General features: G+C 63.9%; 22 protein-coding genes. 12 read left to right on the forward strand and 10 right to left on the reverse strand.

Going from position 1 to position 25,734, the window contains the following annotated elements; genetic code table 11:
• Window positions 1-60 precede the first annotated feature (60 nt).
• The 7 genes from J7392_RS11355 to J7392_RS11385 all read right to left on the reverse strand — a co-directional run bounded on the left by J7392_RS11355 (window position 61) and on the right by J7392_RS11385 (window position 7,670).
• Complete coding sequence (locus J7392_RS11355; RefSeq protein ID WP_209217649.1) at window positions 61-738, reverse strand: orotate phosphoribosyltransferase; 678 nt, start codon at window positions 736-738, stop codon at window positions 61-63.
• 55 nt (window positions 739-793) lie between these two features.
• Window positions 794-1,825, reverse strand: coding sequence for a dihydroorotase (gene pyrC / locus J7392_RS11360; protein ID WP_209217650.1), 1,032 nt, complete (start codon window positions 1,823-1,825; stop codon window positions 794-796).
• Window positions 1,826-1,871: 46 nt separating this feature from the next.
• Window positions 1,872-2,831, reverse strand: a complete 960-nt coding sequence (locus J7392_RS11365; protein WP_209217651.1) for a phosphoadenosine phosphosulfate reductase — start codon at window positions 2,829-2,831, stop codon at window positions 1,872-1,874.
• Window positions 2,832-2,974: 143 nt separating this feature from the next.
• On the reverse strand, window positions 2,975-3,670 hold the full coding sequence (locus J7392_RS11370; RefSeq protein WP_348540701.1) for an FkbM family methyltransferase: 696 nt from the start codon (window positions 3,668-3,670) through the stop codon (window positions 2,975-2,977).
• A 3-nt stretch (window positions 3,671-3,673) separates the two neighbouring features.
• Window positions 3,674-6,028 (reverse strand): glycosyltransferase family 2 protein, encoded by a 2,355-nt coding sequence (locus J7392_RS11375; RefSeq protein WP_209217652.1) that lies wholly within the window; start codon window positions 6,026-6,028, stop codon window positions 3,674-3,676.
• A complete protein-coding gene (locus tag J7392_RS11380) occupies window positions 6,028-6,654 on the reverse strand; it encodes a sulfotransferase (protein WP_209217653.1) in 627 nt (208 codons plus the stop codon). The genes J7392_RS11375 and J7392_RS11380 overlap by 1 nt, the downstream gene beginning before the upstream one ends.
• Window positions 6,651-7,670 carry a glycosyltransferase family 2 protein gene (locus tag J7392_RS11385; protein WP_209217847.1) on the reverse strand — a complete coding sequence of 340 codons (1,020 nt, stop codon included), beginning with the start codon at window positions 7,668-7,670 and terminating at the stop codon, window positions 6,651-6,653. The genes J7392_RS11380 and J7392_RS11385 overlap by 4 nt, the downstream gene beginning before the upstream one ends.
• Window positions 7,671-7,854: 184 nt before the next feature.
• Between J7392_RS11385 and J7392_RS11390 the strand changes: the two genes are divergently transcribed.
• Both J7392_RS11390 and J7392_RS11395 read left to right on the forward strand, forming a co-directional pair.
• Window positions 7,855-8,763, forward strand: coding sequence for a MoxR family ATPase (locus tag J7392_RS11390; protein WP_209217654.1), 909 nt, complete (start codon window positions 7,855-7,857; stop codon window positions 8,761-8,763).
• A gap of 5 nt (window positions 8,764-8,768) precedes the next feature.
• Window positions 8,769-10,028, forward strand: coding sequence for a VWA domain-containing protein (locus tag J7392_RS11395; RefSeq protein WP_209217655.1), 1,260 nt, complete (start codon window positions 8,769-8,771; stop codon window positions 10,026-10,028).
• 211 nt (window positions 10,029-10,239) lie between these two features.
• On the opposite strand, the gene purL is transcribed toward J7392_RS11395, so the two are convergent.
• Window positions 10,240-12,399 (reverse strand): phosphoribosylformylglycinamidine synthase subunit PurL, encoded by a 2,160-nt coding sequence (purL, locus tag J7392_RS11400; RefSeq protein WP_209217656.1) that lies wholly within the window; start codon window positions 12,397-12,399, stop codon window positions 10,240-10,242.
• Window positions 12,400-12,682: 283 nt separating this feature from the next.
• Window positions 12,683-13,594, reverse strand: a complete 912-nt coding sequence (locus tag J7392_RS11405) for a LysR family transcriptional regulator (protein ID WP_209217657.1) — start codon at window positions 13,592-13,594, stop codon at window positions 12,683-12,685.
• A gap of 169 nt (window positions 13,595-13,763) precedes the next feature.
• Here J7392_RS11405 and J7392_RS11410 point away from each other — a divergent pair, with 169 nt between their 5' ends.
• The 10 genes from J7392_RS11410 (at window position 13,764) to J7392_RS11455 (ending at window position 25,024) form a co-directional block, all read left to right on the forward strand.
• Window positions 13,764-17,180, forward strand: a complete 3,417-nt coding sequence (locus J7392_RS11410) for an indolepyruvate ferredoxin oxidoreductase family protein (RefSeq protein ID WP_209217658.1) — start codon at window positions 13,764-13,766, stop codon at window positions 17,178-17,180.
• Between the two features lie 57 nt (window positions 17,181-17,237).
• Entirely contained in the window at window positions 17,238-18,110 is an 873-nt protein-coding gene (locus J7392_RS11415; protein ID WP_311201504.1) for a lysophospholipid acyltransferase family protein, read from the forward strand.
• 9 nt (window positions 18,111-18,119) lie between these two features.
• Window positions 18,120-18,929, forward strand: a complete 810-nt coding sequence (gene murI, locus J7392_RS11420; RefSeq protein WP_209217660.1) for a glutamate racemase — start codon at window positions 18,120-18,122, stop codon at window positions 18,927-18,929.
• Between the two features lie 38 nt (window positions 18,930-18,967).
• Window positions 18,968-19,996 carry an N-acetyl-gamma-glutamyl-phosphate reductase gene (gene argC / locus J7392_RS11425; RefSeq protein ID WP_209217661.1) on the forward strand — a complete coding sequence of 343 codons (1,029 nt, stop codon included), beginning with the start codon at window positions 18,968-18,970 and terminating at the stop codon, window positions 19,994-19,996.
• A complete protein-coding gene (ccmE, locus tag J7392_RS11430) occupies window positions 19,993-20,436 on the forward strand; it encodes a cytochrome c maturation protein CcmE (RefSeq protein WP_209217662.1) in 444 nt (147 codons plus the stop codon). The genes argC and ccmE overlap by 4 nt, the downstream gene beginning before the upstream one ends.
• A gap of 81 nt (window positions 20,437-20,517) precedes the next feature.
• Window positions 20,518-21,129, forward strand: a complete 612-nt coding sequence (locus J7392_RS11435; RefSeq protein WP_209217848.1) for a holin-associated N-acetylmuramidase — start codon at window positions 20,518-20,520, stop codon at window positions 21,127-21,129.
• Window positions 21,120-21,695 (forward strand): holin family protein, encoded by a 576-nt coding sequence (locus J7392_RS11440; RefSeq protein ID WP_209217663.1) that lies wholly within the window; start codon window positions 21,120-21,122, stop codon window positions 21,693-21,695. Before J7392_RS11435 ends, J7392_RS11440 begins: the two co-directional genes overlap by 10 nt.
• 74 nt (window positions 21,696-21,769) lie before the next feature.
• Window positions 21,770-23,734: a heme lyase CcmF/NrfE family subunit gene (locus tag J7392_RS11445; RefSeq protein ID WP_209217664.1), complete on the forward strand. Its 1,965-nt coding sequence runs from the start codon at window positions 21,770-21,772 to the stop codon at window positions 23,732-23,734.
• Window positions 23,731-24,183 (forward strand): cytochrome c-type biogenesis protein, encoded by a 453-nt coding sequence (locus J7392_RS11450; protein WP_209217665.1) that lies wholly within the window; start codon window positions 23,731-23,733, stop codon window positions 24,181-24,183. Before J7392_RS11445 ends, J7392_RS11450 begins: the two co-directional genes overlap by 4 nt.
• A 67-nt stretch (window positions 24,184-24,250) precedes the next feature.
• Window positions 24,251-25,024, forward strand: coding sequence for an enoyl-CoA hydratase-related protein (locus tag J7392_RS11455; RefSeq protein ID WP_209217666.1), 774 nt, complete (start codon window positions 24,251-24,253; stop codon window positions 25,022-25,024).
• A gap of 3 nt (window positions 25,025-25,027) precedes the next feature.
• Here J7392_RS11455 and J7392_RS11460 read toward each other — a convergent pair whose 3' ends face one another.
• On the reverse strand, window positions 25,028-25,327 hold the full coding sequence (locus J7392_RS11460; protein ID WP_209217667.1) for a hypothetical protein: 300 nt from the start codon (window positions 25,325-25,327) through the stop codon (window positions 25,028-25,030).
• Between the last annotated feature and the right edge of the window lie 407 nt (window positions 25,328-25,734).

The following is a 25,734-nucleotide window of genomic DNA, read 5'->3' on the forward strand; positions in this document are numbered from 1 at the left end:
AGGCCCCACCACATTTTGCCTTGTGGTGGGGCCTTCGGTCAACATCTTGCGAAAATTCGGTTAACTTTTGCGGGATTCCTGCCAATCGCGCGGGGCGTTCAGGAAGGCTTCGACCTCCGTCAGCGTGGCGGCGTCAAAGGCCCCTTGGGCGCGGGCCTCGGCCAGCACGTCCCACCATGTGCAGAGCGCATGGAGCGTAACGCCATGGTCGCCAAGGGTCTTTTCGGTCTGGGGGAAGATGCCGTAGTGGAAGATCACCGCCGTATGGGCACAAGTCGCCCCGGTTTCGCGAATCGCGTCGACGAAGCTGAGTTTCGAGCCGCCATCGGTGGTCAGATCTTCGACCAGCAGCACGCGCTGGCCCGGCGTCATCTCACCTTCGATCCGCGCGTTCCGACCGTAGCCTTTGGGCTTTTTGCGCACATAGGTCATCGGCAGGGCCATCCGTTCGGCGACCATGGCGGCGAAGGGGATGCCCGCCGTCTCGCCCCCGGCGATATTGTCGAAGGCCTCAAAGCCCGCGTCGCGCATGACGGTGACGGCGAGGAAATCCATCAGCGTGGACCGGATGCGCGGGTGGGAGATCAGCTTGCGGCAGTCGATATAGGTGGGCGACGTCAGGCCAGAGGCCAGCGTGAAGGGCTCCTCCGCGTTGAAATGCACCGCGCCGATTTCCAGCAACATGCGCGCGGTGAGGCGGGCCATTTCTTGGGGGCTTGGGTGGCTGGTGGGGATCATGGCAGGCGTCCTTGGGTGGGGAGAGGTCGGAGCGGTATTTGAGAAAGGATGAAGATCAGGTGGTCCAGTGCAGATCGAAACCGGGGTCGAAGACCGTGACCGGGCCGTCGGGCGTGTGGATGCTGACCGGATGGCTCGGGGCTTCGCGGCGCAGGGTGATTTGTGTTTCGTTTGGCGGGAGGCCGTAGAAGGCGGGGCCGTTAAGCGAGGTGAAGGCTTCGAGCTTGTCGAGCGCGCCGTCTTCTTCGAACACCTGAGCGAGGATCGACATCGTGTTGGGCGCGGTGAAACAGCCCGCGCAGCCGCATGGCTGGAGTTTCGCGCCATCGGTATGGGGCGCGCTGTCGGTGCCGAGGAAGAAGCGCGGATCACCGGAAGTGGCCGCTTGGCGCAGGGCGCGGCGGTGGGTCTCGCGTTTGGCGACCGGCAGGCAGTAATAATGCGGGCGGATGCCGCCGGCGAGGATGTGGTTGCGGTTGATCACGAGGTGGTGCGTGGTGATCGTGGCGGCAAGACCGCTGTCGTTGCTACGGACGTAGTCGGCGGCCTCGGCGGTGGTGATATGTTCCATGATCACGCGCAGCGCGGGGTGGGCGCGGCGGATCGGGTCGAGCACACGGTCGATGAAGACGGCCTCGCGGTCGAAGATGTCGACCTCGCTGTCGGTGACCTCGCCATGGGTGCAAAGGGGTAGGCCAATTTCGGCCATGCGGTCGAGCACCGGGGCGACATTGTCGAAGTTCGACACGCCGCTGGCAGAGTTGGTGGTGGCGCCTGCGGGATAGAGTTTGACGGCGTGGATCAGCCCCTCGGCATGGGCGCGGGCGACATCGTCGGGGTCCGTCTCCTCGGTCAGGTAGAGGGTCATCAGGGGCGTGAAATCCGCGCCCTCGGGCAGGGCGGCCATGATCCGGTCGCGGTAGGCGGCGGCCTGAGCGCCTGTCACCACGGGGGGCACGAGGTTGGGCATGATGATGGCGCGGGCAAAATCGCGGGCACTGTGCGGGACCACGGCGCGCAGCATGTCGCCGTCGCGCAGGTGCAGGTGCCAGTCATCGGGACGGCGGATCGTGAGGCTTTGTGTCATGGGCGCGGGGCTAGCACAGAGCGGGGCCGCGCGCCAGATTGAAAACCTATCCGGTCGCGGTCGCGGCCTCGGCCACGCGGGCCTTGCGTCTGGCGCGGATGCGTTCGAGGCGGCGGGCAAAGCGGGGCGCTTTCATCCGGGCCGAGACATTTGCGCAAAGCGCTTCGAGCAGCAGTTCGCGCCCTTGGGTGTTGATCGCTTGGCTGAGGTTGCGCAGATAGGGCAGGTAATCGCGCCGCGCGCGGTAGAGGGCGGCGAAGCGGGTTGCGTCCAACGTGCCCTCGGCGGCGGCTTGCAACAGCGGGTCGAGCTGGTCGATCTCTAGCAGGTCGGTTTGCAGCGCATCGCCCATGAAGGGCATCCGCAATTTGGTGACATTGGCACGGGTGAAGAGCGCCGCATGCATCGCGTCGAGCCTCTCGCGCGGGTCGTAGAGGACAAAGACCCGTTCGGCGGCGTCGAGCATATCGGGCGCATAGCCATAGCGGGACGTGAAATCGAGGATGCGCATATCGGCGAAACGGTCATCCCATTCGGTGATGCGCGGGTTTAGCGTGGCCTGCGGTTGGATCGCCACCACTGCCGCGCCGGGCGCGGCTACGGAATAGGCGGCGGCAGCATAGGCGCAGGGGCCCGCGCCGTAGAAGAGCACTTGGTCGAATTCGTCGAAGAAGCCGTCGTCGATCAGCCGGTCGAAATAGGCATAGACCTCTTCGGCGCGGAACCATGTGTCTCCGTCGCTGGCAAGGCACAGATGCGACCAGTCGTGATTGCGCACCATGTCCCAGCCCAAAGGCTGCGCCTTGTCAGAGAGCGCATGCATGCCTTGGTAGGTCTCGAAGGTGACGAGCAGGGTCGTCTCACGCTCGATGAAAGCGGAGAAGTGGCTTTTGCCCAGAGATTGGAAATAGCCGTCTTCTTCGGCGACGGCCTCAATCGCGCGCAGCCATTTGCGTTTGGGCATATCGGCCAGTGAGCTTTCGATCGTGGGCGTCTCGCGCGGCATCGGGCATCCTCGGGCTTGTCGGGGCGGTACAGAACCGCCGTTTCAGCTGGGTGTAGCCGGATATTAGGGCGAAAATGCGGAAAATCCGTGAGAAATTGAAGAGAATGTGACGGTTTTCCGGGGGCGCGGCTGTCGAAGGGGTGTTACCACCTACGGCGGAAAGCCACGACTTTGTTGTGCGAGCCGCGGTGATAATAGGCCATGCCCGCCTGCATGAAGGCGGCGAAGACCTTGTTAACGCCATCGGGGCCGATCCATTGGGGGTGCAATTCGATGATCGCGGCGCGGAGGGTGTCGAGGGGCAGGGTGGGAATGAGATCGACCTCGGCCCCTTCGATGTCGCAGATCAAAACGCTTGGGGTGAGGTCGGCAAAGACTTGAGCCGCGTCGAGCACTTCGATCTGATGGGTTTCAGGTGGGTCTTCGTCTTTGAAACGGGTCAGGGAAGACGACAGGATGCAGTCGCGCACATAGAAATCCGCCTTGCCGGGGTTGGGGCCGAGGATCGCGTTGGTGACATGGGCGTTGGACAGCCCGTTGGCTGCGTGGACCCGCCTGATATAGGGGATGAGGTTGGGGTTCGCCTCAAAGCTATGGACTGAGGCGACATTTCGTTTGCTGGCCACCAGCGTCGACATATAGCCAACCCCGCCGCCTAGTTCGATCACCCTGTCGCCTTCCCGGACGACGCGCAGCGCGGCCTCACTCTCCTTGGCTTCATAGGCGTTCTGTCGCAGCAGCTTGCGGATCCGCCCGCGCAGGATCGCCGGATCGTCGGGAAATTTCATGCCGCGGGAGTGGATGAAATTGGGTTCAGACGGGGCCGCGGCCTGTGTCACGGGTCAGCTTTCCATATCGAGGGCAAGGGCATAGGCGGCCCGCTCTGTCGCGGTTAACTTGATGTTAAGCGCTTGGCGGTAGAGATCGCGGAACTCCGGTGTCTGGCGCAGTTCTTCGGCCTTGGCGCGGTGCCAGTCGAGGCCCGCTTGGTGATGTTTGCGCAGTTTGTCGTCGGTGAGGAGGTGGTTCATCTCGGCGCGCAGACGGGGTAGGTTGCGCTGGATCGACAGCTCGCGGTGGTCGTTCCAGTCCATCCGGATCCAATAGTTGATCCCGATGGAGCGGTCGACGTGAAGGGCGCGCCCGCGCTGGCGTTTGATGAGGAAGGAGTCGGCTGACCGGAGGGCATAATGGTTTAACTGTAGCAGGTCATAGCCGATATTGCTGCGCGAGGACCGCCAGCCATTGCGCAGCGCGTCGCGCGTCATGTCGTGGCCCGCACCGTTGACCCATTTGACCTCGGACACCGCGGCTTCGTCCAATTTGTTTGGTCGATGGCAGGAGAGTTTGGCATAGGCGCCGAGGTTGCGGAACATCGTTTTGAACCCCCATGCGGTATGGGGTTTGGGGCAGAAGCTCGGTGCGCAATGGTCGAATTGGCCGATCACAGGGGCCTCCGACAGGGCGGTCACATCGTTGTGGCCGAAGAGGCGCCACGTCATCGCGATATTCGTGGCCTCGGGAGCGGCGGCGAAGAAGTCTTCGAGCCTGCCGTTGCCGGTGCGGATGTTGACGAATTCATCCACGTCGATATGCGCGATCCATTCCGCCTGGCGGACGAGCGGTTCCTCCAGCGCTTGGTTCAGCGCGTGTTGTTGGGGGGAGTTGCCTTTCCAATCGTCGTTGTTGCGGTGCTGGAGAATGCCCATATCTTGCAGCCGTCCCAAAACGGCATCGGTGCCGTCGCTGCAATCATTGGTGTAGATCAGGAAGTTATCAAAGCCCACGGCACGGTGATAGGCGACCCATTCGACGATATAGGGCGCTTCGTTTTTCATGCAGGCGACAATGACATTGCCGCTGTTGCCGGGCGGCAATGCGCGCGGGGGCACGGCGGTGTAGGCGGGCGCGGGTTGGTCTTCGCCCGCAGGGGCCGCGCCGTTGTGGGGGCGGAAAGGGCCGCGCAGAATGGTTTCGTGGTTGACCTTTAGCCGGGTGAGAAGCCGGGCATTGGCGGCGCGCGTCTCTTCGGAGGCGTCGGGATCGTGCAACAGCGCCTCGAACCTCGCGGCAGAGCGGCGGCCCTCCTCAACCTCTGCGCGTTTTTGCGCAAGCGGGGTGGCGGTGCTGCGGATGCGGTGGGCGAAGGCGGCGAGGTATTGGGTGGCGCGAAAGCCGAACTGGGGGTTGGCTTCTTGCCACGCAGCCTCGGGTGCGTCGGGGGTAAGCGCCTGATCCAGCGCGGGAAAACGGGCGATGAGTGCGGCGTTGTCGCGGGCGAAATGGTCGGAGATCGCGGCGAGGCTCCCCGGTTTAATCACGGGACCGCCGATTTGCAGCGCCTGCAACATTTGGCTCCATGTGCTGCGCGGACAGGCGAGGTCATGGGCCTGTTGGTAGCGGATCAGCACATCGTTGAACTGCCGCATCCGCGTCAGCCAAGGCGCGGGCAGGGCCGCGAGGGCGCGGCCGGGATCGACGGGGCCAAGGGGCGTGGAAAGGCCGAGGCTTTCGGTGATCTCGCCGGCCCCGGCCTTTGACATAAGATGGGGTAGGTCGAGCGGGCGAAACGTGATGTTCTCTGCACCGAAGACGCCGGCCCAATGGGCGTGCAGCGCTTGATAATCGAGCCAAAAGGGCGGGGCTTGCACCTCAGGGAAAAGGCCAAAATCCGGGGCGGTCTCTCTCTGAGCAAGCGCGCCATGCCACCAGTTGCCGCGCTCGGCCAAGGCCAATTCCTGTGTCAGCGGATGACGGCGGCTTTCGGCGACGGCAAAGCCGTAATGCGCAACCAGCGTCCGCGCCTGGTCATCCAAATGCGCGATCACGCGGATGTCGTCGAAATAGGGGCGCAGCAGATCGTGCAGGGCGCGCAGCTCCTCGGGCCGCGACAGCAGATTGCCCAGTTGCGCCGCGCTCAGCACCACATGATCGGCGCGGGTCGCGGCCAACTCATGGGGGATCAACGCGTGAAATTCATCGCGCAGGGTGGTGCCGATCAGGGGGCTGTCCAAGCCGCGGCGGTGCCGTAGCAGCCCCACCGCTTCCGGGGCGGCGCAGGCGGCATAGAGGCGGACGTGGTTCCAGTCAGCGGCGAGAACCCCCTGCTTGAGCAACGCGTCCTTTTGCTGTTGCAGGATGTTGCGGAGCCGGGCGGCAGCGCGTTCGGTCGGGCCGATGAAGAGGGTCAGCCGCATCACCCGGCCTCCGCTTTGCCGGTGTTGCTTTGGCCCCACCACGGCAAGTCGATCTCAAGATAATCGGCAATCTTGTCGCGCGCCTCGGGGTCTTCGATGTCGAACTCCAGAAAGTTGGCACAACCGGCGAAGACGCGGCGGCAGAAGGCGAAATGCCCTTCGATCCACCTGGCAAGCTCGGCCTCGTCGCGGCCAAAGCCGCGGGGCAGCCCCGGCACATCGGCCTGCGGCAAGCGTCGGCGGCCCAGGTTATTCCAGCGCATCATGCTGTTCGCCGTTTTGGCCGGATCGCGGTGCGAGAGCAGAAACTTGACCTCGGGGTGGTGGTGCTGAATGGCGCTCAGCACCCCCCAATCCGTCTGTGGCCAAAGGCTGCGGTCATGGCGCACGGCGCTCATCTCATTGATCACGTCGAACTCATGCAGCCGCGCCAACGGGTCGCCGCTGGCGAAGTAATCGGCATAGATGATCCGCCCTACATGCGCTCCGGTGATCTCGGGAGAGGTGCTTTGGCCCTTGCGGATGCGCCAATCCGCGACCTTGAGCCCGGCGTGGCGCAGCGCATCCGTGAGCGTGGTGGTGCCGGTTTTGGGCAGGCCGAGGTTGACGATCCGCGGCCCTGTCATGTGAGGCCGATCTCGGCGCGGATCCGGGCCTCGGCGGCGCAGAACGGGCTGGCTGCGCGCAGCTGCGCCTGCATTTCGCGGTAGCTGGGATCGGTCAGCAGCGCGTCGCGGCGCGCGCGGTGGGCGGCCACGGAGGCGGCATGCAGATCGGCGACGCCGGGCAGCGCCTTTAGGCGTTCAATCTCTTCATTCAAGACGGGCAGGTAACGCTGGATCGAGCGATCCTCCCAAGCTGCATCGTTCCGGTCGCGCCAATAGCTGTCATCAAAAGCGCGGTGTTCGCGGTTCACGTCGCCACGGTCGTTCTTGACGAGATAGCTGTCGAGCGAGCGCAGCGCGTAGTGGTTCAGCGTGGCAAAGCGCCGTGCGCCGCGGGCGGGAAAGGCGCGGATGCGGCGTTTGGTGGCGGCGCTGCGGAAGGGCTTAGGCACCTGACGGCCCGCGCCATCGGTCCAATGCGGATGGTGCTTCGTGTCGTCGTGGAAGGGCCGGTGCGCCCCGTAGTAGCCCAATGGAAAATCTTGCCGGACCAAGGTCTTAACCTCAATCGCCGTATCGGCACAGCAGATGTCGGGGTTATGGCTATGGGTGAATTGCGCGATAACGGGGGCGTCGGTGAAATCCTCGACCCCGCCATTGGCGAAGAACTGGAAATGCAAAGAGATCGCCTGCGGGTTGCCGCAGGCCGTGATCAGGGCGGGCAGGCGGTGATCGCCGACATGAATGTTCAGAAACTCATCCACATCGGCGATCCAGACCCAATCGGCCTGCGTGACGATGGGGTGGCGCCGCGCATCCTTGAGCGCTTGCATCTGGTAGTTCCGGTTTGTGGCCGGGTTGGGCAGATGGGTGACGATACCGTGGCGGGCAAGCGCGTCGAGCAGCGCATCGGTGCCATCGCTGCAATCATTGGAGTAGAATAGGAAATCCGTGACCCCGATCACCCGGTTAAAGGCGATCCATTCCAGCAAAAACGGGCCTTCGTTCTTGACGCAGGTGACAGCGGTGATGCGCATGTCAGACCCCGCCGCGCCGGATCGCGATGAAATGCTCTGTCCCATATCCGCCCCTGTGGCCCCCTTGTTGCCGGAAGCCGTCGTTTATTGCGCGGGACTATGCCAGCGCGGGGAAATCCCGTCAATCTGCCGCCGCGCGACCTGCCCTCTTGACGAGGCGGGGCGGGAATGCACCACTGGGGCCATGAAAAACATTGATACGATCGACGCGGTCCAAGAGATGCTGAGCGCTGAGGGCTATGTCTGCGACCGCGCGCTTGGGGTCGTGGTGTTCCTCAGCCTCACGTTGGGGCGGCCTCTGTTTTTGGAGGGCGAGGCGGGCGTCGGCAAGACCGAGATCGCCAAGGCGCTGGCCGCCGGTCTGGGGCGGCGGTTGATCCGGTTGCAATGCTATGAGGGGCTCGACGCCTCCAGCGCGGTTTACGAATGGAATTTTCCTGCACAAATGGTGGCGATCCGCACGGCGGAGGCGGGCGGCGGCGCAGACCGGCGCGCGCTGACGCAGGAGTTGTTCAGTGACGACTACCTGATCGAACGCCCGCTGTTGCAGGCGCTGCGCCCGGATGAGAACGGCGCCCCGGTGCTGCTGATCGACGAGTTGGACCGCACCGATGCGCCTTTCGAGGCGTTCTTGTTGGAGGCGTTGAGCGATTTTCAGGTGACCATCCCCGAGCTTGGCACGATCCGCGCGCCCGAGCCGCCGATTGTGATCCTGACCTCGAACCGCACGCGTGAGGTGCATGACGCGCTGAAACGCCGCTGTCTTTACCACTGGGTCGATTACCCGGATGTGGCGCGCGAGATGGCGATCCTTGCTGCCCGTGCGCCTGAGGCGGCAGAGGCGCTGAGCCGCGAGGTGGTGGCCTTTGTCCAGCAATTGCGGACCGAGGATCTGTTCAAGAAGCCGGGCGTGGCGGAGACGATTGACTGGGCGAAATGCCTGCTGGCCTTGGATGTCACCACGCTGAGCCCCGAGGTTATCGCCGATACGCTGGGGGCTGTGCTGAAGTATCAAGATGACATCGCCAAGCTGCAAGGCTCCGAGGCGGCGCGCATTCTCGATCAGGCCCGCGCATCGCTGGCGCCTGCCTGAGCGCGATGGCCGAAGACCTGCCTTTGGACCTGCCTGACGACCCCAAGCTGGCGGGGAATATCACGCATTTCGCCCGCGCCCTGCGCCGGGCGGGGCTGTCAATCGGGCCCGGGCGGGTGGTAGAGGCGGTGGAGGCCGTCGCCGCTGTGGGCTTCACCAGCCGCCGCGATTTCTATTGGACGCTCCATGCCTGTTTCGTAAGCCGCCCCGAACAGGCGCGGGTCTTTGCGCAGATATTCCGGCTTTATTGGCGTGACCCGCGGTATTTGGAGCATATGATGGCCGCGATGCTGCCCGCGATCCGCGGCGTGCAAGAGGATCGCCCCGCCACGCCCGCCGAGAAACGCGCGGCAGAGGCCCTGTTGGACGGGGCGGAGGCACCGGAGCGGGAGGACGCGCCTCAGCCAGAGGAGACTCTCGTCGAGGTGGATGCAAGCCTGACCATGTCCGCGCGGGAGCGGCTGCGAACATTGGATTTCGAACAGATGAGCCTTGCGGAAATGGCTGAGGCGAAACGGATGTTGGCCAAGCTCGACCTGCCGGTGCCGCCGATGCCAAGCCGCCGCAATGTGGCGGCGGCGCGGGGGCGGATCGATGTGGCGCGCACGATGAAAGCGGCGCTGCGGCGGGGTGGAGAGGCGGACCAGCTTTATCGGAAGACACCGCGCGCGCGCTATCCGAACCTCGTCGTGCTGTGCGATATTTCCGGCTCGATGAGCCAATACAGCCGGGTGATCCTGCATTTTCTGCATGCGGTGGCCAACCGCAAGGGCAAAGGCTGGGCGCAGGTGCATGGTTTCACCTTTGGCACCCGGCTGACCAATATCACCCGGCATCTCGCGACCCGCGATGTGGATGCGGCGCTCGCCGCGGCGGGGGCGCAGGCGCAGGACTGGGAGGGCGGCACGCGCATCGGCGCGGCGCTGGCAGCCTTCAATCGCGACTGGTCGCGGCGGGTCATGGGGCAGGGGGCGGTGGTCTTGTTGATCACCGACGGGCTGGACCGGGACGATCCGGCGGAACTGGCGCGGCAGATGCAGCGGCTACACCTGACCGCGCGGCGGGTCATTTGGCTGAACCCGCTGCTTCGCTGGGACGGTTTTGCGCCCAAGGCGGCGGGCATTCGCGCAATGCTGCCCCATGTCGATAGTTTTCGCGCCGGGCATTCGATTGCGTCTCTGGAAGCGCTGGCCGAGGCGATCTCGCGCCCCGATGATGTGGGGGAGAAGGCGCGGATGTTGGCGGGGTTGAACGCAGAGGTTTAGCCGATGACGGGAGGGCGGAGGGCTGCGGGTCTCTCCAAAACCAGAGGGGTTTCGGACCCACCCTTGATTGATCCCGGCCTGTCACCCGCCTGTCGTCGGTTCAAGCGAAATAGCCGTATCCCCTAAAGGGGCCCCTCGGCGATTTAGCCTGCCCCGCCGCCCCGCGCGCGACCGTTTGGTCTCAAGCAAGGGCGGCTCCGAAACCAGAGGTTCAGGCGAAGGTCTGGGCGAAAGTGGTCCGGTAGACCCCGCGCAGGTCCGACAGAGGCGCGGAGGCGCTGCCGAAGCTGATCTTGTCGCCGCCAAAGGCGCCGACGGCGGTGACCGCTACGCCCGCTTCCTTGCCCGCGGTGATCAGGGTTTCCGCGGCTTCAGCGGTGCAGGCGACGAGGTAGCGGGCTTGGTCTTCGCCGAAGAGGGTGGCGGTGTCTTCGCTTTCGATTTCGACGCCGATGCCTGCGGTTTCGGCCAGCTCGAAGGCCGCGAGGGCGAGGCCGCCGTCGCCGAGGTCGGTGCAGGCGGAGATACGGCTGGCTTGTGCGCGGATGAATTCGCCGTGGCGGCGTTCGGTGGCGAGGTCGACATGGGGGGCGTCGCCCTCGGCCCGGTCGAAGGCTTCGGCGAGCAGGGCGGATTGGCCAAGGTGGCTGCCAGTCGCGCCGATCAGGAGAGCCACATGGCCCTCACGCAATTGGTTGCTGATGACTTGGTCGAGGCTGTCGATCAGGCCGACCGCGCCGATGGTGGGCGTGGGCAGGATGCCTTTGCCGTCGGTTTCGTTATAGAGCGACACGTTGCCGGACACGATGGGCATGTCCAGCGCGCCCACGGCCTCGCCGATGCCTTTGATGGCGCCGACGAACTGGCCCATGATCTCGGGCTTTTCGGGGTTGCCGAAGTTGAGGTTGTCGGTGGTGGCCAAGGGTTTGGCGCCCACGGCGCAGAGGTTCCGATAGGCTTCGGCGACGGCCTGTTTGCCGCCTTCGGTGGGGTTGGCCTTGACGTAGCGCGGGGTCACGTCAGAGGTGAAGGCCAGCGCCTTGTCGGTGCCGTGGACCCGCACGATGCCCGCGCCGAGGCCGGGCAGGCGGACCGTATCGCCCATGACCATGGTGTCGTATTGCTCGTAAACCCAGTCTTTCGAGGCGTGGTTCACGGAGCCGATCAGGGCGCGCAGGCCTTCGATCGGGTCGATGCTGGGCGCATCGGTCAGCGCGGCGGCGGCGGGTGTTTCCACCCAAGGGCGGTCGTATTCGGGCGCGGTGGAGGCGAGTTTCGACAGCGGCAGGTCGGCTTTGACCTCACCATCGAGACAGATGAGGAAGCGGTCTTCGGGGAGGGTTTCGCCCACGATGGCAAAATCGAGGTCCCATTTGTCGAAGACGGCTTTGGCCTCGGCCTCAAGCTCGGGGCGCAACACCATGAGCATGCGCTCTTGGCTTTCGCTGAGCATCATTTCATAGGCGGTCATATGCGGCTCGCGCGTCGGAACCTTTTCGAGGTCGAGACGCACGCCGAGACCGCCTTTGTCGCCCATTTCCACGGCAGAGCAGGTAAGCCCCGCAGCGCCCATGTCTTGGATCGAGATCACGGCGCCGGTGGCCATCAGCTCGAGCGTGGCTTCCATCAGGCGCTTTTCGGTGAAAGGGTCGCCGACTTGAACGGTGGGGCGTTTCTCTTCGATCGTGTCGTCGAATTCGGCGCTGGCCATGGTCGCGCCGCCGACGCCGTCGCGGCCCGTCTTCGCACCGAGGTAAACCACGGGCATGCCCACGCCGGAGGCGGCGGAGTAGAAGATCTTGTCGGCATCCGCCAGGCCCGCCGCGAAAGCGTTCACGAGGCAGTTGCCGTCATAGGCTTTGTCGAAACGCACTTCGCCGCCAACGGTTGGCACGCCGAAACAGTTGCCATAGCCGCCGACGCCTTCGACGACACCGTGCACAAGCTGGCGTGTTTTGGGGTGGTCGGGGCGGCCAAAGCTCAGCGCGTTCATCGCCGCGATGGGGCGCGCGCCCATGGTGAAGACATCGCGCAGGATGCCGCCGACGCCAGTGGCCGCACCTTGGTAGGGTTCGATGTAGGAGGGGTGGTTGTGGCTCTCCATCTTGAAGACCAGCGCTTGGCCATCGCCGATGTCGACCACGCCTGCGTTCTCGCCCGGGCCGCAGATCACTTGGGGGCCGTCGGTGGGCAGGGTGCGGAGCCATTTCTTGGAGGATTTATAGGAGCAGTGTTCGTTCCACATGGCCGAGAAAATGCCCATCTCGGTGTAGTTCGGCTCGCGCCCGAGGATGTTGACGACCTCGGCGTATTCCTCGGGGGTGAACCCGTGGCTGGCGATAAGGTCGGGCGTGATGGCTGGATCTTGCATGGAAATTCCCCGGCTGGCGCGTTTGCGCCCTCATACAAGGGGAAATGCCGGGGGGGAAGTGGCTTTGGCCGCCTGCGGGCTGAAAGAAGGCGATGGGCCAAAAAAAAGGCCGAGCTAAAAGCTCGGCCAAGTCCAACAGGGAGGTATGAAGCGACGCGCCCTCAGGCTGTCAATCTTCATGATGGTGAAATAGGAGGCAGGGCTGCCCAAATCAAGGCTATTTAACATCGCAAGTCATCATGGCCGATATGCGCCTATTGCATGGCTGGCCATGGGCTGCGATTCAGCCTTCGCCCTCTACCCGTTCGCGCCATTGTTTGCGGTAGGTGATGATCTCTTCCTGAACGAAATCCTTGAAGGCGGCGACGCGTTTGGATTGGCGCAGCTCTTCTGGATAGGCGAGGTAGACCGGCACTTCGGCGGATTCGATATCGGGCATGACCTGCACGATATGGGGGAAGTCTTGGATCAGGTAATTGGGCAGCACGCCGAGGCCAAGGTGGTGCACCACGCCTTGGAGCACGCCGAAGTAGTTGTTCACGGTCAAGAGCGAGCGCAGGTCGTACATCATCAGCTCTTTGACGAGTTGCAGCCCCGCGCCGACCTGATCGCTGTCGGTGTTCTGACAGATCAACCGGTGATCGGTCATATCCTCCATACGTTCGGGCGTGCCGTGTTTTTCGAGGTATTCCGGGCTGGCGTAGAGGCCCATGCGCACGGACATCAGCCGTTTGCGGACCAGATCGGCCTGGCTCGGTTCCTTCATGCGGATTGCCACGTCGGCCTCGCGCATCGGCAGGTCAAGCACCCGTTCTTCGAGCATCAGATCGACTTTGAGGTCTGGGTATTGCTCGTAGAGTTTGGGGAGGCGCGGGGCGAGCCAAAGGGTGCCGAAGCCGGTCGTCGTCGTGACGCGCAGCTCGCCAAAAACCTCTTCTTCGCTGTCACGGATGCGCGCCGCTGCGGCGTCGAGACGTTTGGCCATGGCCGAGGTCGCGTCGAACAAAAGCTCCCCCTGTTCGGTCAGGATCAGCCCGCGCGCATGCCGGTGAAAGAGGTTGGTGTTGAGCTGCTCTTCGAGCCCGCGAATCTGTCGGCTGACGGCGGATTGCGACAGGTTGAGCTTGTCCCCCGCATGGGTCAGCGACCCCGCATCGGCCACGGCGTGAAAAATTCTGAGTTTGTCCCAATCCATGGCCCGTACTTTCCTTGCCCAGCCTTTCTCCTACCTTAATAGCCGGGAGAAAACAGCACAAACCGTCGCCTGCGGGACTGCCGTTGCGGAATAACTGCTATACAGGTCAGCAACTGTGACCTATAATCCGGGCAATCATGCAAGACTGACGTGCTAGGGAGGGCCCGCCATGACGACGCAAAAGATTTCACTCAACGACCGTTTCGACCTCGACAAGAGCCCGGTGCTGCTCAACGGCACCCAAGCGCTCGTGCGCCTGATGATGATGCAATCGGCACGGGATCGCGCCGCGGGGCTCAATACCGCAGGCTATGTGACCGGCTACCGCGGCAGCCCGCTGGGGGGCGTGGATCTGCAAATGCAGCGCGCCGAGAAGAAGCTGGCCGAGCATAACGTGCGCTTTGAGCCGGGGCTGAACGAAGACCTTGCCGCGACCATGCTTTGGGGCAGCCAGCAGGCCGAACTGCGCGGCGAGGGCAAATACGACGGCGTCTTCGGCCTGTGGTACGGCAAGGGGCCGGGTGTGGACCGCACCGGCGACGTGATGCGCCATGCCAACATGGCGGGCACCTCGCCCCATGGTGGCGTGCTGATGGCCATGGGCGACGACCACACCGGCGAATCCTCCACCGTGCTGCACCAATCCGAATGGGCCATGGTCGATGCCTATATGCCCGTGGTCTCCCCGGCCGGTGTGCAGGAAATCCTCGACTATGGTATCTACGGCTGGGCGCTCAGCCGGTTCTCGGGCCTCTGGGTCGGTCTCAAGACCATGAAGGACACTGTGGAGGCCACCAGCGTGGTCGACGGCGATCCGAACCGGATGAAGCTGGTGATCCCTGACTTCGACATGCCCGACGGCGGCCTCAGTATCCGGCTGAACGACACTCCGCATCTGCAGGAAGCGCGGATGATCGACTACAAGCGCTTCGCGGCGGAGGCGTTTTCCCATGCCAACAAGATGGACAAACGCGTCTGGGGCAAGCGCGGCGCCAAGATCGGCTTTGCCGCGGCGGGTAAGAACTGGCTCGACCTCGTGCATGCCATGAGTCTGCTGAACATCGACGCGAATGAGGCCGAGCGGCTCGGGCTCACCACCTACAAGATCGGCCAGACCTTCCCGCTCGACATGCAGGGTTTCCATGACTGGGCCGATGGGCTCGATCTGGTGGTCGTGGTCGAGGAGAAGCGCAAGCTGATCGAGGTGCAGATCAAGGAAGCGCTCTTCAACGACACCCACCGCCGCGTCTATGGCTGGCACAAGGGCGGCGCGGGCATGGAGCATGGCGAGGAATTGTTCCCGACCCGCGGCGCGCTCGACCCCATTCTGATCGCCGAAAAGATCGGTGGCATTCTGCTGGAGGAGGGCCGCGAGACCGATGGCATCCGGGCGGGGCTGGAAGCGCTGAACGAGGCGCGCCGTTCGGACAATGCCGAGGATATCGCGGCGCGCCTGCCGTACTACTGCGCGGGCTGCCCGCATAACTCCTCGACCAAGGTGCCGGATGGCTCCCGCGCCTATGCGGGCATCGGCTGTCACTACATGGTGCAGTGGATGGACCGCGAGACGACGGGCTTCACCCATATGGGCGGCGAGGGCGCGAACTGGATCGGCGAGGCGCCGTTTTCGAACACCGAACATGTCTTCCAGAACCTCGGCGACGGCACCTACAACCACTCCGGCGTGCTGGCGATCCGGGCGGCCATCGCGGCGGGGACGAACATTACTTACAAGATCCTCTATAACGACGCGGTTGCCATGACCGGGGGCCAGCACAACGAAGGCGACCTTGACGCCTACCGCATCGTCGAAGAGCTGAAAGCCATGGGCGTGAAGAACGTCGCCGTGGTCTATGACCAGAAGGAAGACGTGGACCTCACGCGCTTGAAGGGTGTGGAGGTGCATGAACGTGCCGAGATGCCGAACGTGCAAAAGGCGTATCGCGAGCACAAGGGCGTGTCGGCCATCGTCTACATCCAGACCTGCGCCGCAGAGAAACGCCGCCGCCGCAAGCGCGGGCTGTTCCCGGACCCCGACAAGCGCGTCTTCATCAACGAGGACGTCTGCGAGGGCTGCGGCGATTGCGGCGTGCAGTCGAACTGCGTGGCCGTGGTGCCGAACGAGACCGAGCTGGGCCGCAAGCGCGCCATCGACCAGTCGCAGTGCAACAAGGATTTCTCCTGCCTCGACGGGTTCTGCCCCTCTTTCGTGACGCTGGAAGGCGCCAAGACCCGCAAAGACCCGACTACCGATCTCAGCATTCCCGACCTGCCGATGCCCGACCTGCCCAAGATCGACGGCACCCATAATGTCGTCATCACCGGCGTCGGCGGCACCGGCGTGGTGACCGTGGGCGCGCTGCTGGCGCAGGCGGCACAGCTTGACGGCAAGGGCGCGGGCATGATGGAGATGGCGGGCCTCGCCCAGAAGGGCGGTGCGGTGCATATCCACTGCCGTCTGGCCGAACGCCCCGAGGACATTAGCGCGATCCGCGTCGCCACCGGCGAGGCGCATGCGCTCATCGGCGGCGATCTGGTGGTCTCGGCTGGTCACAAGACGCTGGGACTGACGCGCGCCGGGCGTACCGGTGCCGTGGTGAACTCGCACCAGATCATCACCGGCGACTTCACCCGCGACACCGAGTTTCAGATGCCCTACGACCGGCTGAGCCTCGCGCTCGAGGCGCGGCTGAAGGATGACGTGGCGATGTTTGACGCCTCGGATCTCGCTAAGGCGACTTTGGGCGACTCGATCTTCTCCAACATGATGATCTTCGGTGCCGCGTGGCAGCGCGGCCTGATACCGCTGACGTTCGAGAGCCTGATGCAGGCGATCGAGATGAACGGCGCGGCGGTGGAGCGCAACAAACGTGCCTTTGAGATCGGTCGTTGGGCTGTGCTCTACCCTGAGGACGCGCGGAAGGTGAGCCAGCCCGATAACGTGGTCGAACTGCCCAAATCGCTGGGAGAAAAGATCGCCTTCCGTGAGAACCACCTGACCGACTATCAGGGCAAGGGGTTGGCCAAACGCTATACTAAGATGCTCGACGGTATCGAGGACCGTGACGTCAAGGCGGCGGTGGCCTTGGGGTATCACAAGCTCCTGAGCTACAAGGACGAATACGAGGTCGCCCGCCTGCTGATCACCAGCCGCGACAAGGCGCGGGCGCAGTTCGATGGCGACTTCAACATGACCTTCCACATGGCGCCGCCGCTGATCTCGAAGATGGGGCCGAATGGCCGTCCGCAGAAGCGTGAGTTCGGCCAGTGGCTGGAAGGGCCGCTGCGGGTCATGGCGAAGTTCAAAGGGCTGCGTGGCACGCCGCTCGATCCCTTCGGCTATACTGCCGAGCGCAAGATGGAGCGTGCGTTGATCAAGCAATACGAGGCCGATATGGCCGAGGTGCTGCCAAAGCTGACCGTCCAGACCCGCGACGCCATCGTGGCGCTGGCCGAACTGCCGCTGCAAATCCGCGGCTTCGGGCCGGTCAAACAAGCCAATGAGGCCGAGGCCGCGAAACGCCGCGAGGAACTGCTGGCGGTGATCCGCGCAGGCGGCACGGCCACGGCCAAGGCGGCGGAGTAATACCGCTGTTACATCTTTGCCTTAAAGTGTCCGCCAAGACGATCCTGAGGCCGAGATGTGACCTACGCCCGTGACATAAGCTATGCCCATTCCGCCCGAACCCGGGGCGGAAGGGCGCTCATTCGATTGATGGAAAACACCACCGGGCGCGTGTCCTTGCTGAAACGGGCCGAAGGCTACGAAGACGATCTGGCCGCGGGGCTGGGGTTTTTCGATGCGATGGTGCAGCGCTGTGGTCTGACGCTGGACGTGATGCGCGGCGCTTTGGCGGATATCCCGACGCGGGGGCCGGTCATTCTGATCGCCAATCATCCCTACGGCATTCTGGACGGGCTGATGCTAGGCCATATCCTGAGCCAGACGCGCGGCGATTTTCGCATCATGGCCAATGCGGTTTTCAGCCAAGCGCCGGATCTGGCGCATCACCTTTTGCCCATCAGCTTTGCCGAAGACCGCGCCGCACTGGCGCTAAACCTCGCCACCCGCCGGACCGCGTTAAACTATTTGGCGCAGGGCGGGGCGATTGGTATCTTTCCCGGGGGCACCGTCAGCACCGCCGCGCGGCCCTTTTCGCAGCCGATGGACCCCGGCTGGCGCAGTTTCACGGCGCGGATGATCGCCAAGTCTGACGCCACGGTCGTGCCGATCTATTTTGACGGTCACACCAGTCGGTTGTTTCAGATCGCCAGTCACCTGCATGCCAACCTGCGCATGGGGCTGCTGATCAAAGAGTTCCGCGCGCGTGTCGATACGCCTGTGCGCGTGGCCATCGGCGCGCCCATTCCGCGCGCCACGCTCGACCCTCTGGCAGGGGACGCAAAAGCGATGATGGATTTCCTGCGCAAAGCCACCTATGAGTTGTCACCAAAGCCGGGCCAGTATCAGGGCCTCGGTTACGAGTTTGAGGAACGGCATAGAGCCGACAGGTGACGACAGACCATGGCAGTTGGTATTTTCGATTCGGGGCTGGGCGGGCTGACCGTCTGGAACAAGGTGCAAGAACGGCTGCCGGAGGTGGATTTTGTCTACCTCGCCGACAGCGCCCATGCGCCCTATGGCGTGCGCGACGCCGATGACATTTATGAGCTGACCTGCGCCGCCGTGCAGCGGCTGTTCGATGCGGGCTGCGATCTGGTGATCCTCGCCTGCAACACCGCCTCAGCCGCCGCGCTGCGCCGGATGCAAGAGGGGTGGATCCCGCGCGACAAGCGGGTGCTTGGCGTTTTCGTGCCCTTGATCGAAGCGATGACCGAGCGGCAGTGGGGCGACAACTCTCCACCCCGCGAGGTGGCCGTCAACCATGTGGCGCTCTTCGCCACGCCTGCCACGGTGGCAAGCCGCGCGTTTCAGCGTGAACTGTCTTTCCGCGCCATCGGTGTGGATGTTGAGGCGCAGGCCTGCGGCGGGGTGGTCGATGCCATCGAAGAAGGCGACATGATCCTTGCCGAAGCGCTGGTGCGCAGCCATGTCGACGCGCTGAAGCGTAAGATGCCCAACCCCGATGCGGCAATCCTGGGCTGCACCCATTATCCGCTGATGCAGGAAGCCTTTCAGGCAGCCTTGGGCGGGCAGGTCAAAGTCTTCAGTCAGGCCGAATTGGTGGCGGATTCATTGGCGGATTATCTTGAGCGGCATCCCAATATGATGGGCAGTGGCGAGGCGGCTTTTCTCACCACTGGTGATCCCGCCCGCGTGAGCGACCGCGCGACGCAGTTCCTGCGACGACAGATCACATTCACCGCCGCCTGAACTCCAATTACATTTCGTTCCGAACAAGGGGACAGACCATGACCCAGAACATCGCCATTCTTGGCGCCTCCGGCTATACCGGGGCAGAACTCATCCGGCTGATCGCTGGCCATTCCTCTATGCAGATCAAGGCTTTGGGCGCGAACTCCAAGGCCGGCCAGACCATGGCCGAAGTCTTTCCGCATCTGCGTCATCTCGATCTGCCCACATTGGTCACGATTGATGAAATCGACTTTTCGCAGATTGACCTGTGCTTTTGCGCATTGCCCCATAAGACCAGCCAAGAGGTGATCGCGGCGCTGCCTAAAGACCTGAAGATCGTCGATCTCTCTGCCGACTTCCGCCTGCGCGACCCTGAGGATTATGCCAAGTGGTACGGCAATGAACATGCCGCCCTTGAGCAGCAGAGAGAGGCGGTCTACGGCCTCACCGAATTCTACCGCGATGAGATTGCCGCTGCGCGGCTGGTGGCGGGGACGGGCTGCAATGCGGCCACGGGGCAGTTTGCCCTGCGCCCGCTGATCGCGGCGGGGGTGATCGACTTGGACGATATCATTTTGGACCTGAAATGCGCCGTTTCCGGTGCTGGCCGCTCGCTCAAGGAAAACCTGCTGCATGCGGAGTTGAGCGAAGGCTATCACGGCTATGCGCTTGGCAGCACACACCGGCATCTGGGGGAGTTCGATCAGGAGTTTTCGGCCCTTGCAGGACGGCCCGTGCAGGTGCAGTTCACCCCGCATCTGGTGCCTGCGAACCGCGGCATTCTGGCGACCTGCTATGTCAAAGGTGATGCGCAGGTGATCTATGAGACAATGCAAAAAGCCTATGCCGATGAACCCTTTATCGAGGTGCTGCCCCTCGGCGAGGCGCCCAGCACCCGGCATGTGCGCGGTTCGAACTTCTGTCATATCGGCGTGGTGGCCGACCGCCAGACCGGGCGGGCGACGGTGGTTGCGGCGCTGGATAATCTGACCAAAGGCTCCAGCGGGCAAGCCTTGCAAAACGCGAACCTGATGCTGGGTCTGTCGGAAACCGAGGGGCTGATGATGGCCCCGCTCTTCCCATGAAGAGCCTCAAGAAAAAGCGCCGGATCCAAATCATCGCCGTGGCGGCGGTGGCCTTGGTCCTGTCGACCGCACTGATCGGCTATGCGCTGCGCGACGGGATCAACTATTTCCGCGCCCCGAGCCAAGTCATCGCCGAGCCGCCCGGCCCGACAGAGGTGTTCCGGATCGGCGGGCTGGTCGAGGAAGGGTCGCTCAAGCGCGGGCAGGGGGAGCAGATAAGCTTTGTGGTGACCGATGGCGGGGCCTCTGTCCCGGTGGTTTTCACGGGCGTTTTGCCCGATCTCTTTGAAGAGAACCAAGGCATGGTCGGCACCGGCAGCTATGTCGGCGGCGTGTTCGAAGCCACTGAAATCCTTGCAAAACATGATGAGACCTACATGCCCAAGGAAGTGACGGACGCGCTGAAAGAGCAGGGCGTTTATCGCGAATCCGAAGGCTAACCGCTGCGCAACGCGCGGGGGCGTGAGCATCGGTTAACCAATCCGGCGGAGCCTGTTTGCATGCAAAACAGGAGAGCCACGATGCAGTCCGTGCGCGAGATCGCCAATGCCATCGTCGCCCGCGAGGGCGGCTTTGTGAATGACCCCGACGACCCCGGCGGGGCGACGAAATACGGGGTGACGATCCATACCATGCGCCGTTTGGGGCTGGACCTGACCGGCGATGGGGCGGTCGATGTGGCGGATGTGCGCCGCCTTGGGCGCGCGCAGGCGGTGGATATCTTCGTGCGGCATTACTTTAATGCGCCGCGCATCGCCGAACTGCCCGCACCTTTGCAGCCGAGCGTTTTCGACATGTATGTCAACGCTGGCAGCAACGCGGTTATAATCCTGCAAAACCTGCTGCGCGAGATGGGGCAGGACATCGCCGTTGACGGGGCGATCGGCCCGCAGACAATCCGCGCCGCTCATGCCGCTTTGCAGGTCGCCCCCGATCATCTGGTCGACGCCTACGGCATCGCGCGGCGCAACTACTACTTCCGCCTTGCTGACCGCCGCCCCGCGAGCCGCAAATACGCGCGCAGCCGGGCAGGCGGCAAGGGCGGTTGGATCCGGCGCGCGGAGGAGTTCATCGCGCCGCAGTATCACATGAGCGACGCCGATTTCGCACGGAGGGTGGCACAATGGGGCTGATCGAACGTATCTTCACGACAATCTTCGGCGGTGAGCGGAACGTCATCCGCGACACGGTCGAAGTGTTTCGCGAGAATGCCGAGGCCGGGGCGCAGCGCGCCCATGCGGTGCAGGGTCAAGCCATGGCGCAATATGGGGCAGAGTTCGCTCAAGCGCGGCAAGGTGGCTTTGACCGCTTCATGGATGGGGTCAACCGGCTGCCGCGCCCGATGCTGGCGCTCGGCACGCTCGGCCTGTTCGTCACCGCCATGGTCAATCCGCTGTGGTTCGCCGAACGGATGCAGGGCATCGCCTTGGTGCCCGAGCCGCTTTGGTGGTTGTTGGGGGTGATCGTCTCTTTCTATTTCGGTGCGCGCCAGCAGGTGAAATCGCAGGAGTTTCAGCGTGCCATCGTTGGCACCATCGCCCGGGTGCCGCAGGTGGTCGAGAATATCGAAGCCTTGCGCGAGATGCGCGCCGATAGCCCTCGGGTGGCCGACACCGGTGCGGACAGCCGTCTGGCCCTCGCCACGGTTGCACCGTCGGAGAATTCGGCCCTTGATGCTTGGCGTCGCAGCCGCGCATGACTGCGACCGATTGACCGTTTTTCACGTTTGATTTGCCATGGCTTAGGGGGCGTCGGCCCCCTATAGTCCGGCCCATGATTACAGAGCTTGGACATTTCGCGCTTGTGCTCGCCTTTGGCGTGGCGCTTGTACAGATGGTGGTGCCGATGTGGGGTGCTTGGCGGGGCCGTGCGGGCTGGATGGCGGTGGCCGAACCGGCGGCGGCGGCGCAATTTATCCTGATCGCCCTGTCCTTTGGCGCGCTGATGTGGGCCTTCGTCACTTCGGATTTCAGCCTGCAACTGGTGGTGGCCAACAGCCATTCCGCCAAGCCGATGCTTTATAAAATTAGCGGCACATGGGGCAATCACGAAGGGTCAATGCTGCTGTGGGTGCTGATCGTGGCGCTCTTCGGGGCGATGGCCGCGTGGTTCGGCGGCAACCTGCCGCCGCGCCTGCGCGCGCGGGTGCTCTCGGTGCAGGCGGCGATTGGGGTGGCCTTTCTGGCGTTCATCCTTTTCACCTCGAACCCCTTTCTGCGCATGGGCACGCCGCCCTTTGATGGCCAAGACCTGAACCCGCTTTTGCAAGACCCCGGTTTGGCCTTCCACCCGCCGTTTCTCTATCTCGGCTATGTCGGTCTCAGCATGGCCTTCAGCTTTGCCGTGGCGGCGCTGATTGAGGGGCGCGTGGATGCGGCTTGGGGCCGGTGGGTGCGGCCGTGGACGCTGGCGGCTTGGGTGTTTCTGACCATTGGCATCGCGCTTGGGTCTTGGTGGGCCTATTATGAGCTTGGCTGGGGCGGTTTCTGGTTCTGGGATCCGGTCGAGAACGCGAGCTTCATGCCTTGGCTCTTGGCGGCGGCACTGCTGCATTCGGCCATTGTGGTCGAGAAACGCGAGAGCCTGAAAAGCTGGACCATCCTGCTGGCCATCCTCGCCTTCGGCTTCTCGCTGATCGGGACTTTCATCGTGCGCTCGGGCCTGCTGACTTCCGTCCATGCCTTCGCCAATGACCCCGAGCGCGGGGTGTTCATTCTGGCAATTCTGGGCTTCTTCACCGGCGGGGCGCTGGTGCTCTATTCGCTGCGCGCCTCGGCGCTGGAGGCGAAAGGCGTCTTTGGTCTGCTGAGCCGCGAGACGGCCCTCGTGGTGAACAACCTGCTGCTCGCAGTGGCCTGTTTCGTGGTCTTCGTCGGCACCATGTGGCCGCTGGTGGCTGAGATGTTCCTCGACCGGAAACTCAGCGTCGGGCCGCCGTTCTTTAACGCCGCGTTTACCCCTTTCATGGTAGCGCTCGGGCTGATCCTGCCGATCGGCAGCGCGATGCCATGGAAACGGGCCAAAATCATGCGCGCGCTCTACCCGCTGCGCTATGCCTTCCTGCTGGCACTGGCGCTTGGGGGGCTGGCCTTTGCCATGCAGACCGGGCGCGGCTTGCTGGGGCCTGTGGGCCTGTTCCTTGGGGCGTGGCTGGTGATGGGCACCGTGGTGGATGTGATGCAGCGCCTTGGGCGCGGCCCGGGCAAGCTGCGCCGTTTGCGCCGCCTGCCGCGTGCGGATTGGGGCAAGGCCACGGCGCATGGCGGGCTGGGCGTCACCATGGCCGGGATCGCGGGGCTAATGGCTTGGGCCGTGGATGACATCCGCGTGGCCCGGATCGATGAACCTTTTGACGTGGGCAGCTACACGCTGACCCTGCGGGATGTGAGTGAGGTGCGAGGGCCAAACTACCTCAGCACCATGGCCGAGATTACGCTGGCGCAGGACGGCGCGGTGATCTCGACCCTGCGGCCTGAAAAGCGGTTCTACCCCGTGGCGCAGATGCCCACGACCGAGGCGGCGATCGACTATAACCTCGCCCGCGACGTCTATGTGGTGATCGGCGATGCGCAGGACGGCGGCGGTTGGGCGGTGCGGACCTATATCAAGCCGATGACCAATTGGATTTGGATCGGCTGCGCGCTCATGGCGCTCGGCGGGGTGCTGAGCCTCAGCGACCGGCGCTTTCGGGTCGCGGCGGGTGCACGCAAGCAACCGGCGGGGGTGCCTGCGGAATGAAACGGCTGCTGTTGGTCCTGACCCTGCTCGCCAGCCCCCTCTGGGCGGTGCAGCCTGACGAAGTGCTCGACGATCCCGCGTTGGAGGCCCGCGCGCGGGAGTTGAGCCAAGGTCTGCGCTGCCTTGTCTGCCGAAACGAAAGCATTGATGAGAGCAACGCGAGCCTTGCGCGTGACCTGCGCATCTTGCTGCGCGAGCGGCTGGTGGCGGGCGACAGCGATGAGGAAGCGGTGGATTTCATCGTCGACCGATACGGTGAATATGTCCTGCTGAACCCGCAGGCGACGGGGGCCAATTGGCTGCTTTGGGGGGCAGGGCCGCTGATGCTCTTGCTGGCCGGGGGGCTGGGCGCGATCTATCTGCGCGGCCGCGCCCGCAGCAAAACCCCAAGCGAAGCGCCCCTCTCGGCAGAGGAAGAAGCCCGCCTGCGCGATATTCTCGACCGCTGACGCCCCGTTGCACTGGCAGCGGCACATTGCTTTGATATGCTGCGGCCAAGCAATCGAGGATAGCAAGATGGACTATGAAACGATCACCTATGCGCTGACCGACGATGTCGCGCTGATCACGCTGAACCGCGCCGATAAGATGAACGCGCTCACCACGCAGATGCGGGCAGAGCTGACCCATGCGGTGACCGAAGGCGGGCGCGCGGCGCGGGTCGTGGTCCTGACGGGGGCGGGGCGTGCCTTTTGCTCGGGCCAAGACTTGGCAGACCGGGCGGGCGGCGTGACCGATCTGGAGAAAACGCTGCGCGAAGAATACGCGCCGCTGCTGCGCGCCATCATCAACTGCCCGGTGCCGACCATCGCCGCCGTGAACGGCCCGGCGGCAGGAGCAGGGGCGAATATCGCGCTGGCCGCCGATGTCGTCTTTGCGAGCGAGAGCGCCTATTTCATGCAGGCTTTCACCCGCATTGGCCTGATCCCCGACGCGGGCGGCACCTATGCGCTGCCACGGCAGATGGGCATGGCCAAAGCAATGGGGGCGGCCCTCTTTGCCGATAAGATCACCGCCCGTCAGGCCGATGATTGGGGGTTGATCTGGCAGGCCGTGCCGGACGCGGAATTCGATGCCCATTGGCGTGCCAAGGCCGCGCAATTGGCCGCCGGTCCGACCGCTGCCTATGCCGAGGCCAAGAAGGCGATCCGCGCGTCATGGGACAATGGGTTGGAGGATCAACTCACGCTCGAGGCCCAAGCGCAGGGCCGATGCGGCAAGTCGCAGGACTTCGCCGAGGGGGTGACGGCCTTTACCCAAAAGCGCAGCCCCAAGTTTCAGGGGCGCTGAGCGCTAGCAGCTCCGCTCGACCAGCAGCACATCGCTGGCCGAAGGCGCCGGGCCATTGGCCCGCGCCACCACGGCCACAGCGACGCCATCCGCCAATACCGTGTGAACCGAGTTCGAGACTTGCGCGATGGTGATGCGCGGCGGGGTCTGGCCCTTGTCATAGACCACGGCGATCTGATCGCAGTCATGCAACGTATCGGGGACGAGCGCACCCTGAGGGCCGGGGACATCGTCGGCCTTTGCAGGCGTCAGACCAGTGGCGCAGTCCCAGCGAAGTCCTTTGGTCCGGTCCGTTGCGGTCATCCTGCATCCTCCCGTCGCGGCCCGGCTGTACTGCTGGGCGTCTACAATGGGGTGGACGCCAACCGGCCTGCGAAAGAGCGAACCCCTTCGGCAGTGCCACAATGATGCCCTTCCCACCCCGAAAGGACATCGTGAAAGGAGGCTACCGCCGCGGGGGGAATCCCGTCAAGCGGGGCGGGGGCATTGTCACGAGCTGCGAAACAGTGCCGCAATTTAGCCGTATTTTCGGCTCCGGTGTTTCGTGTCCGGCAAAACGCTTGGAAACATTCACTGATTTTTCACGCCATTGCTGACAGTGAATAAATGGGCACCGGTCTTCGCGATTCGGGCGCGCGGAATCAGTCACCCCACCGGCGGCGCCATTGTTGCCCTTAGGTCAACAACCTCAATCATAGGTATTGCGGGCG

This window comes from Sulfitobacter sp. R18_1, assembly GCF_017743915.1.
GTDB lineage: Bacteria > Pseudomonadota > Alphaproteobacteria > Rhodobacterales > Rhodobacteraceae > Sulfitobacter > Sulfitobacter faviae.

Coding starts and splice junctions, on each gene's coding strand:
- J7392_RS11435 (WP_209217848.1), top strand. CDS start 20,518: ATGCAGTCCGTGCGCGAGATCGCCAATGCCATCGTCGCCCGCGAGGGC.
- J7392_RS11450 (WP_209217665.1), top strand. CDS start 23,731: ATGAAACGGCTGCTGTTGGTCCTGACCCTGCTCGCCAGCCCCCTCTGG.
- J7392_RS11390 (WP_209217654.1), top strand. CDS start 7,855: ATGAAAAACATTGATACGATCGACGCGGTCCAAGAGATGCTGAGCGCT.
- J7392_RS11445 (WP_209217664.1), top strand. CDS start 21,770: ATGATTACAGAGCTTGGACATTTCGCGCTTGTGCTCGCCTTTGGCGTG.
- J7392_RS11375 (WP_209217652.1), bottom strand. CDS start 6,028: ATGCGGCTGACCCTCTTCATCGGCCCGACCGAACGCGCTGCCGCCCGG.
- pyrC (WP_209217650.1), bottom strand. CDS start 1,825: ATGACACAAAGCCTCACGATCCGCCGTCCCGATGACTGGCACCTGCAC.
- J7392_RS11355 (WP_209217649.1), bottom strand. CDS start 738: ATGATCCCCACCAGCCACCCAAGCCCCCAAGAAATGGCCCGCCTCACC.
- argC (WP_209217661.1), top strand. CDS start 18,968: ATGACCCAGAACATCGCCATTCTTGGCGCCTCCGGCTATACCGGGGCA.
- J7392_RS11460 (WP_209217667.1), bottom strand. CDS start 25,327: ATGACCGCAACGGACCGGACCAAAGGACTTCGCTGGGACTGCGCCACT.
- ccmE (WP_209217662.1), top strand. CDS start 19,993: ATGAAGAGCCTCAAGAAAAAGCGCCGGATCCAAATCATCGCCGTGGCG.
- J7392_RS11395 (WP_209217655.1), top strand. CDS start 8,769: ATGGCCGAAGACCTGCCTTTGGACCTGCCTGACGACCCCAAGCTGGCG.
- J7392_RS11405 (WP_209217657.1), bottom strand. CDS start 13,594: ATGGATTGGGACAAACTCAGAATTTTTCACGCCGTGGCCGATGCGGGG.
- J7392_RS11365 (WP_209217651.1), bottom strand. CDS start 2,831: ATGCCGCGCGAGACGCCCACGATCGAAAGCTCACTGGCCGATATGCCC.
- J7392_RS11410 (WP_209217658.1), top strand. CDS start 13,764: ATGACGACGCAAAAGATTTCACTCAACGACCGTTTCGACCTCGACAAG.
- J7392_RS11455 (WP_209217666.1), top strand. CDS start 24,251: ATGGACTATGAAACGATCACCTATGCGCTGACCGACGATGTCGCGCTG.
- J7392_RS11440 (WP_209217663.1), top strand. CDS start 21,120: ATGGGGCTGATCGAACGTATCTTCACGACAATCTTCGGCGGTGAGCGG.
- J7392_RS11385 (WP_209217847.1), bottom strand. CDS start 7,670: ATGCGCATCACCGCTGTCACCTGCGTCAAGAACGAAGGCCCGTTTTTG.
- J7392_RS11380 (WP_209217653.1), bottom strand. CDS start 6,654: ATGACAGGGCCGCGGATCGTCAACCTCGGCCTGCCCAAAACCGGCACC.
- murI (WP_209217660.1), top strand. CDS start 18,120: ATGGCAGTTGGTATTTTCGATTCGGGGCTGGGCGGGCTGACCGTCTGG.
- purL (WP_209217656.1), bottom strand. CDS start 12,399: ATGCAAGATCCAGCCATCACGCCCGACCTTATCGCCAGCCACGGGTTC.